At 41.6% G+C, this 18,623-nt stretch carries 17 protein-coding genes; 3 read left to right on the top strand and 14 right to left on the bottom strand.

Annotated features, from left to right (window positions below):
- Positions 1 to 180: 180 nt before the first annotated feature.
- Positions 181 to 888: a glucosamine-6-phosphate deaminase gene (locus SM122_RS03810; RefSeq protein WP_324737807.1), complete on the bottom strand. Its 708-nt coding sequence runs from the start codon at positions 886 to 888 to the stop codon at positions 181 to 183.
- Positions 889 to 1,013: 125 nt separating this feature from the next.
- On the opposite strand from SM122_RS03810, the gene SM122_RS03815 reads away from it, so the two are divergent.
- The 3 genes from SM122_RS03815 to SM122_RS03825 are packed head-to-tail and all read left to right on the top strand — an operon-like array spanning position 1,014 to position 2,706.
- Entirely contained in the window at positions 1,014 to 1,184 is a 171-nt protein-coding gene (locus tag SM122_RS03815) for a hypothetical protein (RefSeq protein WP_003006369.1), read from the top strand.
- Between the two features lie 11 nt (positions 1,185 to 1,195).
- On the top strand, positions 1,196 to 2,224 hold the full coding sequence (gene queA / locus SM122_RS03820; protein ID WP_303469383.1) for a tRNA preQ1(34) S-adenosylmethionine ribosyltransferase-isomerase QueA: 1,029 nt from the start codon (positions 1,196 to 1,198) through the stop codon (positions 2,222 to 2,224).
- A gap of 11 nt (positions 2,225 to 2,235) precedes the next feature.
- Positions 2,236 to 2,706 carry an arginine repressor gene (locus SM122_RS03825; protein WP_003006364.1) on the top strand — a complete coding sequence of 157 codons (471 nt, stop codon included), beginning with the start codon at positions 2,236 to 2,238 and terminating at the stop codon, positions 2,704 to 2,706.
- A gap of 29 nt (positions 2,707 to 2,735) precedes the next feature.
- Here the strand turns inward: SM122_RS03825 and SM122_RS03830 are convergent, their stop codons facing one another.
- The 13 genes from SM122_RS03830 to SM122_RS03890 all read right to left on the bottom strand — a co-directional run bounded on the left by SM122_RS03830 (position 2,736) and on the right by SM122_RS03890 (position 18,593).
- Entirely contained in the window at positions 2,736 to 4,070 is a 1,335-nt protein-coding gene (locus SM122_RS03830; protein WP_324737808.1) for a dipeptidase, read from the bottom strand.
- Between the two features lie 17 nt (positions 4,071 to 4,087).
- Positions 4,088 to 5,599 carry a YfcC family protein gene (locus SM122_RS03835; RefSeq protein WP_006596655.1) on the bottom strand — a complete coding sequence of 504 codons (1,512 nt, stop codon included), beginning with the start codon at positions 5,597 to 5,599 and terminating at the stop codon, positions 4,088 to 4,090.
- Positions 5,600 to 5,802: 203 nt separating this feature from the next.
- On the bottom strand, positions 5,803 to 6,747 hold the full coding sequence (gene arcC, locus SM122_RS03840) for a carbamate kinase (RefSeq protein ID WP_048789627.1): 945 nt from the start codon (positions 6,745 to 6,747) through the stop codon (positions 5,803 to 5,805).
- Between the two features lie 85 nt (positions 6,748 to 6,832).
- The gene (argF, locus tag SM122_RS03845; RefSeq protein WP_126403994.1) at positions 6,833 to 7,849 is read right to left on the bottom strand and encodes an ornithine carbamoyltransferase; all 1,017 of its coding nucleotides are present in this window, start codon (positions 7,847 to 7,849) and stop codon (positions 6,833 to 6,835) included.
- Between the two features lie 95 nt (positions 7,850 to 7,944).
- The gene (gene arcA / locus SM122_RS03850) at positions 7,945 to 9,174 is read right to left on the bottom strand and encodes an arginine deiminase (protein WP_324737809.1); all 1,230 of its coding nucleotides are present in this window, start codon (positions 9,172 to 9,174) and stop codon (positions 7,945 to 7,947) included.
- Between the two features lie 237 nt (positions 9,175 to 9,411).
- A complete protein-coding gene (locus SM122_RS03855) occupies positions 9,412 to 10,101 on the bottom strand; it encodes a Crp/Fnr family transcriptional regulator (protein ID WP_324737810.1) in 690 nt (229 codons plus the stop codon).
- 317 nt (positions 10,102 to 10,418) lie between these two features.
- The gene (locus SM122_RS03860; protein WP_324737811.1) at positions 10,419 to 11,486 is read right to left on the bottom strand and encodes a serine hydrolase; all 1,068 of its coding nucleotides are present in this window, start codon (positions 11,484 to 11,486) and stop codon (positions 10,419 to 10,421) included.
- A gap of 98 nt (positions 11,487 to 11,584) precedes the next feature.
- Complete coding sequence (locus SM122_RS03865) at positions 11,585 to 13,057, bottom strand: helicase HerA-like domain-containing protein (RefSeq protein WP_324737812.1); 1,473 nt, start codon at positions 13,055 to 13,057, stop codon at positions 11,585 to 11,587.
- Between the two features lie 210 nt (positions 13,058 to 13,267).
- The gene (gene sodA, locus SM122_RS03870; protein ID WP_003006336.1) at positions 13,268 to 13,873 is read right to left on the bottom strand and encodes a superoxide dismutase SodA; all 606 of its coding nucleotides are present in this window, start codon (positions 13,871 to 13,873) and stop codon (positions 13,268 to 13,270) included.
- 88 nt (positions 13,874 to 13,961) lie between these two features.
- Positions 13,962 to 14,996, bottom strand: coding sequence for a DNA polymerase III subunit delta (gene holA, locus SM122_RS03875; RefSeq protein ID WP_049474295.1), 1,035 nt, complete (start codon positions 14,994 to 14,996; stop codon positions 13,962 to 13,964).
- Positions 14,997 to 15,019: 23 nt separating this feature from the next.
- Positions 15,020 to 15,622 (bottom strand): DUF805 domain-containing protein, encoded by a 603-nt coding sequence (locus SM122_RS03880; RefSeq protein WP_031573501.1) that lies wholly within the window; start codon positions 15,620 to 15,622, stop codon positions 15,020 to 15,022.
- A gap of 75 nt (positions 15,623 to 15,697) precedes the next feature.
- Positions 15,698 to 17,944, bottom strand: coding sequence for a DNA internalization-related competence protein ComEC/Rec2 (locus SM122_RS03885; protein ID WP_031573504.1), 2,247 nt, complete (start codon positions 17,942 to 17,944; stop codon positions 15,698 to 15,700).
- Positions 17,925 to 18,593, bottom strand: coding sequence for a helix-hairpin-helix domain-containing protein (locus SM122_RS03890; protein ID WP_031573507.1), 669 nt, complete (start codon positions 18,591 to 18,593; stop codon positions 17,925 to 17,927). Before SM122_RS03890 ends, SM122_RS03885 begins: the two co-directional genes overlap by 20 nt.
- Positions 18,594 to 18,623 lie beyond the last annotated feature (30 nt).

Below are 18,623 nucleotides of genomic sequence, written 5' to 3' on the forward strand. Positions count from 1 at the left end.
CCTTTATAACAGACTAATCAGCTGGAGGCTAAAATAAGCTTCTAGCCCTCATGCCCTTTCCTCTTGTCTCCCAGTAGATGAAAAGAGCTAATCCCAGCAGATAATTACTTGTATTGTACCATATTTTGAAGCAGAAAAAAACCTATCTGGCCCGAATAAATCGGCGATAGGTCCTGTTTTTTATCGACTTAACAAGCTCAAGGCTTCCTTATCCGCAATAATGGTCACATTTGGATGTCCTTGAAGGGCACTAGCTGGCACTTTTTCTGTCCTTTCACCCTCTACTGTACCTTTGATTGCTTGGGCTTTTGATTCCCCATAAGCAAACAAGACAATTGATTTCGCAGCTAAGATATTGGCAATCCCCATCGAAATGGCTTGGGTTGGTACATCTTCGATCTTATCAAAGAAACGAGAATTAGCCTCAATGGTAGAGGCATCCAACTGAACTAAGTGGGTCTGACTATCAAAGGATGTCCCTGGCTCATTAAAACCGATATGCCCATTGCGTCCGATTCCCAAGATTTGAAGATCCACTGGATGGTCTTCGAGTATTTTGTTATAACGGATCACTTCCTGATCGGCAGATTCTTCTACACCTGATGGGAGATAGCTTTCTTTGAATGGTTTGGCATCAAAGAGATTTTTCTCCATGAAATACCGATAAGATTGAGGATCATCTCCCGTCAAGCCTACGTATTCATCTAAGTTCACACTGATTAGATTGGACAGATCCAAATCACTTTCACGAATTTGTTTATAAAACTCAAGGGGACTGCTTCCTGTCGCAAGACCTAAGGTTTGCGCACCTTCCTGTAATCTTTCTTTCAATATATCAAAGGCAACTTTTCCACCCTCAATTTGGTCCTTTACTTCAATAATTTTCATTGGATAGACCTCCTATTTCTCTATGCTTTTATTATATGGTATAGACCAATTTTTGTCAAGTGAAACCGCTATCTTTTTCTGGCGTTTTTTTCATTTTCAAGTCGATTCGTGATATAATGAAAGGTATGATTGTATCACTATTATTCATCATTTTTTTGATCGGACTCCTTGTCTTTCTCTTATCTTTCTTGATTCATCAAAGAAAGATTCTCAAGGTCCTGATCTTTTTGATGGGAATCAGCCTGATGCTCTTAGCTGTCGGGACTACCATCTATCTACTCACAAATTTATTATAAAAGGAGCGCAAATGAATACCAACGACTTTGACTTTGATTTGCCTGAAGAACTGATTGCTCAAACCCCTCTTGAAAAACGAGATGCCTCTAAACTCTTGATCCTCGATCGAAAAACAGGGCAATTCCAAGACCGTCATTTTGATGCAATTTTGGATGAATTAGAGCCAGGAGATGCTCTTGTCATGAACAATACGCGCGTTCTACCAGCCCGCCTTCATGGAGTCAAACCAGAAACAGGTGGTCACGTCGAATTCCTTCTCCTTAAAAATACGCAAGATGACTGTTGGGAAGTCTTGGCAAAACCTGCAAAACGCTTAAAGGTAGGGGCCACAGTCAGCTTCGGAGATGGTCGATTGACCGCAACCGTTGAGGAAGAATTAGAGCACGGAGGCCGTATCGTTCGCTTCTACTACCAAGGGATCTTTTTAGAAGTTTTGGAAAGCCTTGGTGAAATGCCACTTCCTCCCTATATCCATGAAAAACTGGCTGACCGCGAGCGTTACCAAACCGTTTACGCCAAAGAAAATGGTTCTGCTGCAGCTCCGACGGCAGGTCTTCATTTCACCCAAGAATTGCTCCAAAAAATTGAAGCAAAAGGGGTTCACCTGGTCTATTTGACCCTTCATGTGGGCCTAGGAACCTTCCGTCCAGTATCTGTGGACAATCTTGAAGACCATGAGATGCACTCTGAATTCTACCAACTTTCTGAAGAAGCTGCTGCGACCCTTCGTCAGGTAAAAGCTGCAGGGAAACGCATCGTAGCCGTCGGAACGACTTCTATCCGAACTCTTGAAACGATTGGAAACAAATTTGATGGTGATATCCAAGCCGATTCAGGCTGGACCAATATTTTTATCAAGCCTGGTTATGAATGGAAAGTCGTCGATGCCTTTTCAACCAACTTCCACCTTCCAAAATCAACTCTGGTCATGTTGGTTTCTGCCTTTGCCGGCCGTGAATTAACCCTCGAAGCATACCACCATGCGATTCAAGAACGCTACCGATTCTTCAGTTTTGGGGATGCTATGTTCATCAAGTAAAGGAGTCTCTCATGAATAAAATTGAAAGTCGCCACCGCTTGATCCGCTCTATCATTTCTGAGCGTAGGATTCATACCCAACAAGAACTTCAAGAAGCCTTAGAAGCTAATGGCGTTCTCGTTACCCAGTCTACCCTTTCACGGGATGTCAAATCCTTGAATCTAGTAAAAATTAACGAGGGGGATAGTTCCTACTATGCCATGAACACCATCGCTCCTTCCCGTTGGGAAAAGCGCCTGCGGATGTATATGGAAGATGCCTTAGTTATGTTACGGCCCGTTCAAAACCAGGTCGTTGTAAAAACTCTTCCAGGTCTTGCCCAATCCTTTGGAGCGATCTTAGATGCATTGGAACTCCAAGAAATTGTAGCGACCATCTGCGGAGACGATGTCTGTTTGGTCATCTGCGAAGACAACCAAGGAGCTTTGGATTGTTTTGAAAAATTAAAAGAATTCACCCCACCCTTCTTCTTTAGTAAATAAAAAGTTTGGAAACTTGGTTTCCAAACTTTTTATTTTGTCGCTAGGCGCTGAATGGCTTCTCGATAGATTTCCATCGCAGCGTAGAGATCGTCAATTTTTGCTCGTTCATTGGCCTGGTGCTCGGTCTGTTCTGCACCTGGGAAAAGAGCGCCGAAAGCTACACAGTTTTCCATAGTTCGTGCAAATGTCGCACCACCTGAAGACATGGCTGGTGTCCTATCCCCAGTTTCTTCCTGGTAAACGGCCATCAAAGAGCTGACTAAAGGACTATCTAGCGGTACATATAAAGGAGCCAAATAGTCAAATTCTTCATACTCTAACTGATAGCTAGCCGCAATTTCTTGCAGACGAGCCACTAAATTCTCCTTATCTACAAGGACTGGAATTCGAATATCAATTCCAATTTCCGATTGCTCTTGATCGATCACAAGGGTCGCAAGGTTGAAGGAAAGATCCCCACTTGGTTCATCTGTAATTTTTCCAAATAGGGCTTCTCCAGTTGCATCCTCACCAACAGCATCTGCAATAAAGAGCAAGGCTGGGTGGGGTTGGATGAGGGACAGACTTTCCGCTAAACCGACAATGGCATTCACTCCTTCGGCTGCATCTTTGGAGTGCTTTGAAACTCCCATAACCATTACAGAATCTTCTGTTTGGCTATACTGAACCCCACTTTGATCCAAAACGGGAAGCAATTCTTCTAAACGATGACCTGCATAGGTCGCTTTATCTGGAACAACATTGAGGGCCTGACCAGCCTGTAAAGGAAGATCATCCCAACCTGGGCCATGCAATTTCACTTGTAACAAGCCTTTTTCAGCATAGGTTAATGGGAAGGACGAATCTGGAGCAAAGCCAAGATCTGCTTTTTCTTCTAGCTGATTGTAGCGGTTCATACAGCGCCAGAGAGTTTCCTCGTCCGTACCAAATATAAAGCGAATCCGTTTGGTAAATACAAGTCCTTGGTCAAGCAGACTCTTAACTGCGTAAAGGGCCGCAAGGGATGGCCCCTTGTCATCTTGTACTCCACGTCCGATCAACCATCCATCTTTCAGAGTCGCCTCAAAAGGTGGCGTCTGCCAATCTTCTAAATCACCGGCTGGAACAACATCCAAGTGACAAAGAACGGCCAGGAGTTCTTCCCCCTGACCGATCTCTGCATATCCATAGTATCCTTCAGGATCTAGATAGGTTTGAAAGCCCATTTCTTGAGCAATTTCTAACGTTTTCTCAAGGACATCTTGGATAGCTTGTCCAAACGGTGTTCCATTTTCGCCTTCGTTTAAAACCGAAGGATAAGAAATGATGGTTTGAAGAGAGGTTAAAAACTGCTCTTTTACATCGTCCTTTATTCTATTTTTCATGAAACACCTACTTTATTCTATTGTAAGAATGGAACCACAGTTCCTAGTAGAAGAAGGGCAATGGTAATCACTACAATCGCTACGACCAATTTACCCATGAATTTCCACCATGCACTCAATTCAACACGTCCAAGAGCAAGAGCTCCCATTACGATACCTGAAGTTGGTGCGATCAAGTTCAAGACACCAGATGCAGATTGGTAAGCTGTAACAATCAAGCTAGCTGGTACATTGACGAATTTACCAAGAGGTGCCATGATACCCATTGTCGCGCTGGCAAGACCAGATGATGATGGAATCAAGAATGACATTGGCAAGTAGAAAATGTAAGTCAAGACAATGAACAATTGAGATGAAAGACCTTTAAGTCCTTCTTCACCCCAGTGAAGAATTGTTGCAGTGATCATACCGTCGTTCATGATGACTTGGATACCACGTGCTACTGCTACGATAATAGCAACACTCAAGAGGTCAGCTGCACCATTCATGAAGGATGAAATGATTTGTTCTTCTTTCAAGCCATAAATGATACCAACAAGGATTCCCATGAAGGCAAAGAGCATAGCTGTTTGAGGGAAGTACCAAGTACCAAGAGCATCTGTGTTACCGATCAATTGACCAAGGTAAGGAACTTTATGGAGAGACTCGTTAAAGCTGTCAAAGAATGTAATACCCAAATCTTTGAATGGGATAAATCCAGCAACCATGATGACGAATGTTGAAATGAAGACGAGCAAGACACGTTTTTGTTTCTTGTTCATTTGTGAAGGAATTTCTTCGCCACTATCAACGTTGAAGTGTTTCAAATCTTCTTCACGAGTAGCATAGGTGAGAGATTTGGTTGGGTCTTTTTGAATTTTATCAGCGTAACGGTATACATAGTAGGTGCTAAGGGCTGTCATGACAATCCAGAAGATTAAACGAAGCAAGAGACCTGAAGCACTTGAGATACCTGCAGTATCAGATGCGATAACTGTCGCAAATGGGTTCAAGGTAGATGCCAAACATCCAATCTGTGAACCAAGCAAGATAATGGCTACCCCTGTCAAGCTGTCAAAACCAACAGACATCATAACAGGTACAAGAAGTGGATAGAAGGCCATGGTTTCCTCACCCATACCATAAGTTGTCCCACCAAGGGCAAACAATGGCATTAAGATCAAGATCAACATTTTTTCGCGGCCTTTGTATTTACGAACGATAGAAGCAATCCCTACATCAAGGGTACCTGTTTCGTTCACAACACCAAGGAAACCACCGACCATCAAGATAAAGAAGGCTACGTCAATGGCTGCACTGGTTGGTGCTTTACCAAGCATGGCATTGATTGGGGCCATCAAGACGTCCCAAATCCCTTGAGGATTTTGTTTCACAGCTTCATAACTACCTGCGATGATGGCACCACCATCGTCAACTTTGTATTGACCAGCTGGAATAATCCAAGTTAACACTGCCATAATGGCAATGATGATTAACAATACGGTATAAGATGAAGGCATCTTAAACCCTTTTTTCGCTTTTTCACTCATTTGCTTATCCTCCTAACGCAACAAAGTTTGAGTGACTCTTTCAAAAGGTTTATCTTTTAGAAAGCGCTTACCTATATGTTTATTTTATCATATTTAAGATTAAAAAACTAGTTTTTCCTAATCTTTTTTAGAAAAAACAAGGGGAGAATCTTTATACAAAATCCTGTAAAAATAAGATTTACTCCCCTCCTCATGTGCATGAATTAGTCTTTAACGATAATTGTTCCACTTTCAGACTCAATCAAAGCGCCAAGGTTTTCAAGTGAAGTGATGACTGCTTTTCCTTCTGGACGACCGTTTACAAAGGCGATGGCAGCTTCTACTTTAGGAAGCATGCTTCCTGGTGCAAATTGATCTTGTTTGATGTACTCTTCCAATTGAGCGACATTGACATGTTCCAATTTTTCTTGGTCTGGTTTGTTATAGTTCACAAAAACATAGTCCACACCTGTCAAAACGATGAAGAGGTCTGCTTCTACTAATTCAGCCAAACGTTGAGATGCAAAGTCTTTATCGATAACAGCTTCAACACCAGTCAAGCTACCATTTGCTTCTTTCACAACTGGGATACCGCCACCACCAGCAGCAACAACGACTTGTCCGTCGTTCAACAAGGTACGGATGGTATTGATTTCTTTGATATCCACTGGTTTTGGTGAAGCAACAACTTTACGCCAGCCACGACCAGCATCTTCTTTGAAGGTTGCTCCTGATTTTTCAGCTTCTGCTTTTGCTTCTTCTTCTGAGTAGAATGGACCGATTGGTTTGCTGAGGTTGACAAAGGCTGGGTCGTTCTTATCCACAACGACTTGTGTCACAACTGAAGCCACATCTTTTTCAATTCCTTCTTCAAGAAGAGCATTTTGAAGAGCATTTTGAAGCCAGTAGCCAATGCTTCCTTCGGTCATAGCAACTAATGAATCCAATGGGAAAGCTGGGTTCTTTTCAGAATCTGCAGCCAAGTGTTGGAGCAAGAGGTTTCCTACTTGAGGACCATTTCCGTGAGTGATGATCAAGTCATCCCCATTTTTGATTAATTTTACTAAGTGTTTTGCTGTTTCTACAAGTGCTTCTTGTTGAGCTTTTGCAGAAGGATCAGATGAAAGGATGGCGTTTCCTCCCAAAGCAACGACGATTTTTCTTGACATAGGTTTTCCCTTTCTATAAAAAATAGGGGCAGGACTAAAGCTAGCAGTCCAGCCCCTATAGCTGTTGGTATACGGTTATAAAGTCTTAAACTTTTGGAATGTACAAGTTACCAAGAGTAGCTGCCATAACCGCTTTGATTGTGTGCATACGGTTTTCAGCTTGGTCAAAGTGACGAGCATATTTGCTGCGGAACACTTCGTCAGTAACTTCCATTTCTTTTACGCCGAATTTTTCAGCAACATCTTTACCATAAACAGTGTTTGTGTCGTGGAAAGCTGGCAAGCAGTGCAAGAAGATCAAGTCTTCGTTATCAGCTTTCTTAACCAATTCCATGTTCACTTGGTAAGGTTTCAAAAGGGCAACGCGTTCTGCAAATTTGTCTTCTTCACCCATAGATACCCAAACGTCAGTGTAAAGTACATCTGCACCTTTCACAGCTTCGTCAGCATCTTCAGTGATCAAGATATGAGCGCCACTTTCTTTTGCAAATCCTTCTGCCAATTCAACAATTTCTTGTTCTGGGAAGAGTTCTTTTGGTGAGAAGATGTGTACGTTCACACCAAGGATAGCACCTGTTACAAGAAGGCTGTTTGCAACGTTGTTACGTCCGTCACCACAGTATACAAGTGTCAAACCTTCCAAACGTCCAAAGTTTTCTTGAACAGTCAAGTAGTCAGCAAGCATTTGAGTTGGGTGCCATTCGTCAGTCAAACCATTCCATACTGGAACACCTGAGAATTCAGCCAATTCTTCAACCATACGTTGGCTGAAACCACGGAATTCAATACCATCAAACATACGTCCAAGAACTTTTGCAGTATCTTCTGTAGATTCTTTTTTACCAAGTTGGATGTCGTTTGCACCAAGGTATTCTGGGTGAGCACCAAGGTCGATGGCTGCAGTAGTGAAGGCTGCACGAGTACGAGTTGAAGTTTTTTCAAACAAAAGCGCAATGTTTTTACCAGCTAGGTAGTGGTGTTGGATGTTGCGTTTTTTAAGGTCTTTCAAGTGAGCTGAAAGTCCGATAAGGTATTCTAACTCTGCACGTGTAAAGTCTTTTTCTGCTAAAAAGCTACGTCCTTGGAATACTGAAGTTGTCATTAATTATCTCCTTTAATTATGCATGATAAGATCCTGTCAATCAGTTTAGAGGGCTCAGTTTAGACACTGAGCCCGTCTAACCTGTAGAAGGATGATTAGATTTCTTCACGTTCGAATGGCATTGACATACAACGAGGTCCACCACGACCGCGAACCAATTCACTTCCGCGGATCTTGATCAAACGAAGTCCGTATTCTTCTAATTTCTTGTTGGTAACAGTGTTACGGTCGTATACTACTACCACACCTGGTGCGATTGTAAGAGTATTTGATCCGTCGTTCCATTGTTCACGTGCAGCAGCAACGATGTTGCCATCTCCACATGGAATCAAAGTAACTTTTTCTACACCAAGGTTTTCAGCAAGCAATTCAGCCAAATCACCTTTTTCTTCAACGATCTTCAATTGTTCGTTTTCATAAGTTACAGAGAAGACGCGAAGGTTACCTTGGATTTCTGGGTGGATTGTGAATTTATCGTAGTCCACCATTGTGAATACTGTATCCAAGTGCATGAATTTACGGTTGTTAGCAAATTCGAAGGCCAATACTTTCTTGAAGCCAACGTTCTTCTTGAAGATGTTTACCAACAATTTTTCGATTGATGCAGCATCAGTACGTTGTGAGATACCAACTGCCAATACATCTTTAGAAAGTACCAACTCATCTCCACCTTCGATACGAGTATCTTCTTCACGGTTGTAGACAAGTTCAACTTTTCCACCGTAAACTGGGTGGTATTTGAAGATGTATTTACCATACAAAGTTTCACGGTTACGTGTATCTGCGTACATGTGGTTCAATGATACTGCATTACCAATTGTTGCAAATGGGTCACGTGTGAAGTACAAGTTTGTCATTGGGTCGATAGCAAATGGATAGTCAGATTCAACAAGGTCTGTCAATCCTTTTGCTTCTTCAGGAATTTCTGGAAGTTCAGCTTTTTGAACCCCTTCCATTGTTTTTTCAACCAATTCTTGGTTGTCTTCAATGCTGTGAAGCAATTCACGGATCGCAATTTTTGTTTGGCGTCCACGAATGTTCGCTTCTTCAAGGTATTCTTCGATGAACTGATCGCGAATTTCTGGAGAAGTCAATGATTCAGCAGCCAACTGCTCAAGATAAAGTACTTCGATTCCTTCGTTACGAAGTGCTTCAGCAAATGCGTCGTGTTCTTTTTGAGCATCTTCCAAGAATGGAATATCATCAAAAAGAAGACGTTCAAGATAGTCAGGCATCAAGTTTTCCAACTCTTTACCTGGACGGTGCAACATTACTTTTTTCAGTTTTCCAATTTCTGAGAAAACATGAATTGGGTGTGTAGACATCTATAGTCCTCCTTTTTTCTTTGAGCTTGTTCACAAGCTTATTACAATTGTTATTATATTCTTTATTGGTACCGCTTTCACAAAGGATTCTACTTTTTGAATGCAAAGAATTTGGCGTTTTTTTGAATCCCTCCTATTTTTTTAGTTAATATGAAGCGTTTTCTTTGCATATTTTGCCTTTTATATTATTTTTATGAATATATATTTTTTTGTAAAAAATAAAAAAAGATCAACGAATTAGTTGATCTCTTCAAAACTCTTTAAAAAGTAGGCTGTATCTAGAAATGTTAGTTGTTTTCTCTCATACTGGATCTTACGAGAATCGATGAGTTTCTTTAAAACTTGATTGACGGTTTCTCGGGTTGTGGCTGCTAATTTGGCCATTTCCTTCATACTAATTGGAAATGGAAGTTGATTTCCAAGGCTTTCATAGTCCTTGCACAGAATGGCTAAGGATTGAATCACGCGCTCACTGGCACTAGCTGTCACGACATTGCGCAAGCGCAACTCTTGAAATTCTAGGATGGAGGAAAGCTTTCTCATAATAAAGAGCAACTGCTCCTTACTCTCTTGGGCATATAATTCATAGAGGTTGACGGGGATAACGAAACAACGCAAATCCGTCACCGCACTAGCTGTATAATGGTAACGCTCATCCTTGAACATCCCACCATAAGGGAACAGAGCCCCCTTCTTTATATAATCCATATAGGAGAATTGGTCCGACGAATCAAATTGCTCAATACGAGCAAAGCCTTTTGTCAGAAGAAAAATGCGCTCCCGCCTATCTCCTGCATAAAATAAAATTTGTCCTTTAGGGATATCCCTGGCATGAATTTCAACAGCTAATTTATCAAATAGCTCCACTGGTAGCGCAGAAAAGGCTGGATGCGAGCGGAGCAACTGGTAATCTTCCTTTGTAATCATGTTTATACTTCCTCTTATTACTATTAATTAGTATAACATATTTTTTTGATAGAAGAGGGAAAGAAGCCTCTTTAAAACAGAAAAGTATTTCGAAACACCAAGTGAATTTTATGCTACTGTGATAGAAGAAAAGAGAGTGGGACAGAAATCGGTAATTCGTTAGAATTCGATTTCGTCGTCCTACCTCCGCACAGTTGAGTAGGGCTGTAAAAGCTGATGAAATCAGCGTAGTAGAGCCCACTCAACCACTGCGTCTTGCTCGATAATCCAAAGACAATTGAAGAGGCCAGGACTTTTGTCCCAGCCTCTTCCGTCAATTATTCATTCATATTGACACGATGCCATTCATTGATAACATAAGCCAGTTGCCCTAATTGATAAAGACCAACGCCACTGATTTCAGAACTTTCTGGAGTCGTCCCTCCAAGTCCTGCAGTGTAGATGGCAACCAAATAAGGAGTCGATTCATGGACAATCGCATCCACATTAAGTGCTTCAGCAACATACCCTGGTTTTTGTTGAATCACCAAATCTGGCAAGAATTTTTTATAGTACTCACCTGGGAAAGACTCCCCGATCAGTTCTAGTAAATCTGCATATTTTTCTTGATGATTCCAAAGATATTCTAAGACATGGATGTAATAATCCGTTGTCGTTTTATTATCTTCGCTAAAGGTTTTGACTTCTGGTGAACGGGATTGACCATAGCGACTGAATAACTTGCGTGCTTGCTCCATCCCCCCTAAACGATCTGCCAAGGCATAGGCTGGGGTATTTTCAGAGTAAACCAATGAATAGCGCTGCATATCAGGGATAGACATGGCTCCATCAAAGGCAGCAACATAATTGTCATGCTCTCCTACATATTCATAGTAGGTATTGGTAATGTCAAACCGGTCTGTTAAATTGAGTTTGCCCTTTGCGACTTCATCCACCACCAACATGTTCAAGGGTAGCTTATAGGTACTACCTGCCGTCATTGGTTGAAGATCATTCATGGCAAATTGCTCTCCAGTAATGGCATTGCGATACGTGAAGGCAACTTGTGACGGATCAATTCCACTTTCCGCTAGGAAATCCTGAACAACCTCTACCAAGCCTTTATTAGCATAATCATAGACAAGGCCATAAGCACTCATCGTTTCCATGTCTGCATCGACTACTGCTTGCTTAGCTTCAGGAGATTTGACACGCGGTTTTTTCGTCTCAGGGGTAGACTTTTCGATATCTTGTTCTTTTGCTTCTTTTGTTTTCTTTGCTTTTTTTTCAATTGCTGATGCTGTTGGTTGCGTAACATGCAAGTAGCCCAGTGCGCTTGTTCCCACTAAGCACAATAAAATACTGATCGCAATCATGATCGAGCGTAGATTAAAATATTTTTTCATACGAGATTAATTATAAAAGATTCTACTGAAAATAACAAGAATTATCAGAAAGAGAAAACGGTTTCTTTTTAAAAAGTTTATTTCTTTTCATAAAAGGCTTATTTCCGTTTAAAGGAGCCCATAATTAGCTTAGCAATCTCACGCGCAATCGTCCGGAATAAGGAACTCAAAAAGGAATCTTTTGCCTTTTCAAGACTGGATTTTCTTGGACGACCTGGACTACGTTTTTGAGCCGCCTTATCTGCTGCAGCCTCTTCCTTTTCTGCTTCTTTTTGCTCTTTTTCTTTTGCTTCCTTGCTTGCTTTAGCTGCTAATTTTTCATAGGCAGATTCTCGATCAATCGTCGTCGCATACTTTTGATGGAAAGGCGATGTCGTGATCAAGGCCAATTGTTCACTCTCATTTAAGAGGTCAAAACTCGATTGAGGAGAGAGAATATAAGCACGCTCAACCACACTAGGCTGCCCCTTCTCATTGAGGAAAGAAACCAAGGCTTCCCCTGTCCCTAATTCTGTGATCACTGTTTCTGTATCAAAATCTGGATTCGGACGAAAACTTTGGGCAGCAACCTTAATTGCCTTCATTTCTTTGGGTGTATAAGCTCGAAGCGCATGCTGAACACGATTTCCAAGCTGTGCCAAAACAGATTCTGGAAGATCTTGAGGATTCTGGGTAATAAAGTAAATCCCTACACCCTTCGAACGAATCAGGCGTACCACTTGCTCGACCTTCTCAAGAAAGAGCTTGCTTGCATCCTTAAAGAGGAGATGCGCTTCATCAAAGAAGAAGACCAGTTTTGGCTTTTCAGGATCCCCAACCTCTGGAAGTGTTTCAAAAAGACGAGACAGCATCCAAATCAAAAAGGTTGAGTACAATTTTGGTGAATGAAAGAGCTTTGTAGCCGAAAGAATATTGATATACCCACGACCAGATGCATCGAGTTGCATGAAATCATTTAAATCAAGTGCTGGCTCTCCGAAAAACTGATCTGCTCCTTCTTCTTCAAGAACCAAGAGACTTCTTTGGATGGCTCCGACAGATTGTTTGGTGATATTGCCATATTGGGCTGAATAGTCTGAACTGTGCTCATAGACTTCCTTTAAAAGGCTTTGTAGGTCCTTCAAATCAATCAAGGGCCAATCTTTCTCTTGGGCCACTTTAAAGACAATTGCGAGAATTCCTGATTGGGTTTCATTCAAATCAAGCAGACGAGAAAAAAGCAATGACCCCATCCCTTCGACAGTCGCCCGAACAGGATGACCAGCTTGGCCAAAGACGTCCCACAATCGAACAGGGAAAGCTTGTGGCTCAAACGGATCTGTGATCCCAAGAAGCTTGTAGCGTTCTTCCAGTTTTGGCGTCCATTGCCCGGCTTTGGCTAAGCCAGATAAATCTCCCTTGATATCGGCTAGAAAGACCGGAATACCTTCTTTGCTTAATTTTTCTGTTAGGACCTTGAGAGTAACCGTTTTTCCTGTTCCTGTTGCACCTGCAATCAAGCCATGACGATTCAACATCCGCAAATAGATAGGCGTCTCAACGGCTCCTTTAGTAATGGTAATACTAGTCATTTCATTTCTCCCTGAATGTTTCAGTTTTCATTTTAAGGTTTATCTTTTCCTTGCCTAGGCCCTTCAAACCAGGCTTCAGACAAGTAAGACACACTCCTACTAGTGTATCATTTTCCTGACCAAACGCAAGAAATTATACTCCGATTTTTCGGATGCAAATAAAAAAATCTATAAGAGCCAATACTTGCTCTTATAGATTCCTTCATTTTATTATTTTGCTGCTGCAAACAATTCATTCACTTTATTCCAGTTAATCACTGAGAAGAAAGCTTTGATGTAGTCAGGACGTACGTTACGGTATTTCACGTAGTAGGCATGTTCCCAAACATCCAAACCAAGGATTGGTGTTTTACCTTCAGAGATTGGTGTATCTTGGTTTGCTGTTGAAGTCACTTCGAGTTTGCCTTCTTTGTTGACAACCAACCATGCCCAGCCAGAACCAAAACGTGTCGTTGCTGCTGCTGTGAAGGCTGCTTTGAAGTCTTCAAATGAACCAAATGTAGCATCAATCGCTGCAGCAAGTTCTGCTGAAGGAGCTGTTTGTTCTGGAGTCATCAATTCCCAGAAAAGAGCGTGGTTCAAATGACCACCACCATTGTTGATCACAGCTTGGCGAATGTCAGCTGGAATGGATTCAACATCAGCTAACAAGCTTTCAAGGTCTTCTCCAATTTCAGGATGTTTTTCAAGAGCTGCATTCACATTGTTTACATATGTTTGATGGTGTTTATCATGGTGCAAATGCATGGTCTCTTCATCGATATAAGGTTCCAATGCATCATAAGCATATGGTAATTCTGGTAAAATGATAGCCATTTTATGGTCCTCTTTTCTTTATTACTGACTTGATGATAACGTAAACAGCTAAATTATTCAACTAATCTGCTTGCGATTTCATTCATCGTTAGACGTTATTAGCTACTTTCAACAGGGCCAAATCAAATAAGTAGTCTTTTTCATATGTTCCACTTTTAATCGCATAATCCGTCTCGATGAAGGTTATCATAGCTTGCTTCAAAAAGGACAAGGAAAGCCTGCGGCTATCCCGTAAGGCAAACTTCACCTGATAAGGATTGACCTTGCGTCCTGACAACTCCGACAAGCTCGCTACAATTTGGCTTTCGGATTGGCCTTCTTCTGAGAAAATTTTAACTTGAGAAAACATTCGGAATTGTCCCAACAAAATAGCGATCAATTTTATTTCATCTTCTCCTTGTAAGCGGAGATCCTTAACCAAATTCCGGGCTTGATCGATTTGGCGTTTGAGAATCATCTGTGTCAGATCAAAAATATTATCTTGCAAGGACTTTGGAACAACCTCCTTGATATCTTGGAGGGTAATCTGACCATCTTCTTTATAAGCCTGCAACAGAGCGAGATTCTTCTGTAACTCTCCAAAATCATAGCCAGATTTTAAGAGTAGCTGGTCCAAGGAATCGCCCACAAACTGCAAGCCCAATTCTTGGGCCTGACTTGCAAAATAACGCTTTAAATCTTGCTCTTTAGGTGTTGTTGCTTCAATGATCTGGGCATCCCGTTTTAGGAGTTTGACTAAGCGACGCTTACTATCTAATTTTCCTTCTGCAAATATCACCAAACGGGTTGATTCAGAAGGATTTTCCAGATAATTTTCAAATTGCTTCAGATCTTCATCGGTTAAATTGCGTTTTTTGGCAGTGGTCAAATCCAATAAGTGATCCAAAATCACGATTTTTTCATCTGCAAAAAAGGGAAGACTGACCAAATCTAGCTCGACTTCAGCATAGGAGGCTTCCTTCATATCAAAATAAGAATAATTCAAATCTGAGGGATCATAGCCTATTTTTTTTAAAATGTCTTTTTTTAACCATTCAAATTGACCTACATCCTCACCCGTCAAGACAAGAATAGGAGGCAGAGTTTGAACCGTCAGATGTTTAATGTCGGTAATTGCTTGCATGAAACTCTCTTATCTCTATCAGTCTAGTGTATTTCGTGTTCAGCAGCCATTTTTTGTTCCAATGGTGGTTTTTCATCAGACAAATCAGGTGCTGCTACAAAATTTGGAATTTGCTCAAACGAGTTGCCGCCAAAGCTCCCCCCTGTCGCTGTGACCTGTGGTTCAGAAGCCACTCCCATAGGAGTTTCTACTGGTTGTGGGAAGGTGTTTTTCCCTGGAAGCATCATGAGAATCAAGAGAGAAATAACTGTAATCCCCCAAAGAAATAGGAAAATATCTAGCCCCGTCAACAAATAGAGCAGAACCGGTCCAAGGTTCAAAAAGATCCAAGACCAATGGATTCCCGCATCCCGCAAGCGACGTACACAAATGGCTTGACTGGGTACTAAAATGAGGAAGTAAAAGAATGCTAAGAAAGCGAGCGCCCATAAACCTGTCTTAGAATGAACAGTTGAAAAATTGAGCGTTTCTTGAGCATTTTGATGGGATAAAGAGGTCACGATGTAAAAAAACCAAAGAGGCAAAGAAATCAGGGAATTCCAGAAAAAAGCTAGCCAAAAATGGGCCCGACTGGTCTTACTTGAAAAATCTGCATACTGTATCCAAAATTGCTTAAATGCGTTCATACGATTCTACCTTTACATTGATTTCACTTTCTATAATAGCAATTTTCAGCATAGAAAGCAAACCTCTCCTCGTCTCTAGCGGACCGTTTCTACCCTCCAATGGTCCCACCCAATCAAGCGAATTGCTCCCCTTTCATCGGTACGAAGATAAGAAATAGAGCGTTCCTCTAGACGATCGAGCAATTCTTTATGGGGATGTTGGTAGCGATTTTTCTTTCCAACAGAGATCAAGGCCAACTGAGGATGTAACTGATCTAAAAACACATCACTAGAGGAACCTTTAGAACCGTGGTGGCCTACTTTCAAGACATCTACTTGTAATTGTGGATCGTTTTTCAATAGTTTTTTCTCTCCAGCTTCTTCCAAATCACCCGTGAACAAAAATCGTTTCTGATAGAACTGCCCATAGAGGACAATCGAATCATCATTTTTACCATCCCCCACTTCATCAGGGGATAAGACTTCTAGATGATGATCAAAAATAGGTAGTTGATCTCCTCTCTGGACTACTTTAATCGGACTATGAAGCTGTTTCAATTTCTCTCGAAATTGAGAATTAGTTAGACTACCTGGACTGACATACACTTTTTTAACTGGGATTTGTTTGGCAACCTCCACCATATCGCCCATATGGTCCTGGTCTGTATGAGTCAAGACCAAAGCATCGAGTTTTCCAACACCTCGACTCTTGAGATAGGGAATCAAGGTTTGATCCGCATTGGCAGATTGACTGCGCTCTTGCCACTTTTCTCCACTTTTAAAAGTGACACGTCCTCCGACATCAATCAATATGGTTCTTCCTTTCCAATCGCGTAAAAAGATACTATCTCCTTGACCGATATCCACCATGGTAATCTCATTTTCTAAAGGATGCTTGGTCCAACAAAAGATGAGTAGAATCATACCGATTAACAGGAAACGACTTTTTTTTTGCTTTCGAAGATCATACAAGATTCCTAAAAGAAGGAAGAGAGCGATCAGAGCTGGTCCCGTCGGCTGACCAAATACCAAAGGTAGCGACGTGAGCTTTGAAATCCAACGAATACACTCCTCTATGAGAAGAAAGAAACTGTTAAAAATTGTAAGGGGCTTTAGAATCGATAAGATAAATAGCACCGTTAAACCTGGAAGAAGGACAAGGTCAAATAAGAAAGAAAAGAGGAAGGTTAAAGGGAGTGACCAGGGTTGAAAGACGCTAAAGTAATAGGTCAAAAGGGGCAAAATCCCCAGGCTAATCCATAAACTTTCCACTAGTAGCTTTTTCAGTCCGGAATAAGAACTGGTATCTACCAAGGTCAAAATAAAGGCGTAGGCACAACTCAAAACCCCTCCAGCTGTCAGGAGAAACTTGGGCATGAGAAACATTAAGAGCATCAAGGTCATCGCCGTATTCTCCATCCCTCGGATGCCCTTTTGAGAGAGGATCTTCTGCAAGAGACTACGAACCACTGAAACAGAAAAACCTGTCAAGCCAGCATAGACCAAAGAGATTGGAACCATCAAAATATCGACTGTTTCTTGCAAGATTCCTAGACGTAAGAGAGCTTTCCGGATCCCATTGATGAAAAAACCGACCTGCATACCAGATAAGGCGAATAAATGGATGATTCCTAAACTCGTGTAAAGCTGGTCCATCTCTTCAAAATCCGTATCTAAATAGCCAAAAAGAAGGCCGGTCATATACTGGTTCATTGGTTGCGGAAAGTGCTCCTTGCTCCAAACAATGGCTTGGCGCCTCCATTGAGATAGCCAGTCAAAAACATTCCAAGTCTGTATAGGAAGTGCGGATTGGATCGCTTCAATTTTTATTTGATAGTGAATCCCCTGTGTTTGCAAATAAGACCTGTAGTCAAATCCTCTAAAATTTCGCTGCCCTTCTGGTTCTTCTATAACACCTTTATATGTCAACTCCAGCAAGTGGGTTTGACTTTGCCACTGCTGTTTTTCTTTTTCTGATTTTAAAGTGTAGAAGACTTGGTAGGTCCTTCCCTGATTTTTAGCACGAAAAGACAGGGCGTCCCCATTGATCTTGATGGTATCTGGAATCAGTCGTAAGTGGGATGAGGGCTGACTTTCCACTTGTACTGGATGATCCTGTAGTCGCTGAAAAACAAAGAAGGCCGCAAAACAAAGGGTTGCTAAACCAAGATCTAGCAAACTTAAGCGATCCCCTTTATAGTGATAAACCGCTAAAACTCCCACTACTACTAGACCGCTGATCGAAAGCCAAGATGGTTGATAGACACTAAAATACAACCATAGGAGTACAAAGGCAAGATGGACAAGCGAAAAAGGAAGGTCTTTAATCCACCGTGAAAGCATCTCTTAGTTTCTCCAGTGTTTTCTCTCCGATTCCTGAAACATTCTTCAGATCATCCACTGATCGAAAAGGACCATTTGCTTCGCGATAGGCGATAATGTCCTGGGCACGTTTCTGGCCAATGCCTGATACTGTCTGGAGATCTGATTCGGTTGCTCGATTTAAATGGACCTTGCCTGTTTTTTCTGCTGGTGCTGACGAAGTTGCAGGACTTTCTGAACTTCCAAGTGCTGGAACATCCTCTCCTTCTTTAGCAACATAGATCACTGCTTCATCGGAGAGTTTTTGCGCCAAGTTGACCGATTGACTATTGGCATCTGCTGTCATCCCGCCTGCCTTATAAATAGCATCGTGGACTCTGCTATTGGAGCGCAACTCATAGACACCTGGTTGTTTGACGGCTCCTTTGACATCGACCGTAATGATCTCGGGTGCATCAGACACAGAAGTCGCCGTCTTTTCTTCTTTGGAACTAGTGGTCTGCACCTTTTCTTTGCTCGAAGTTGAACTAGAAGCCTGATAAAGATCCGGTATGGTGGATGCACTTGACTGAGGTCGATGAAAAAGAAAATACCCTCCAAGTAAGAGTCCGATAGCAGTAAGAGCTAAAAATAGCTTATATTCTTTGATTTTTTCGATGATATCCTCCATAAGAAACCTCCTCTCACTTTTATTATTCGT

The sequence above is a fragment of the Streptococcus gingivalis genome (assembly GCF_035544715.1).
GTDB lineage: Bacteria > Bacillota > Bacilli > Lactobacillales > Streptococcaceae > Streptococcus > Streptococcus gingivalis.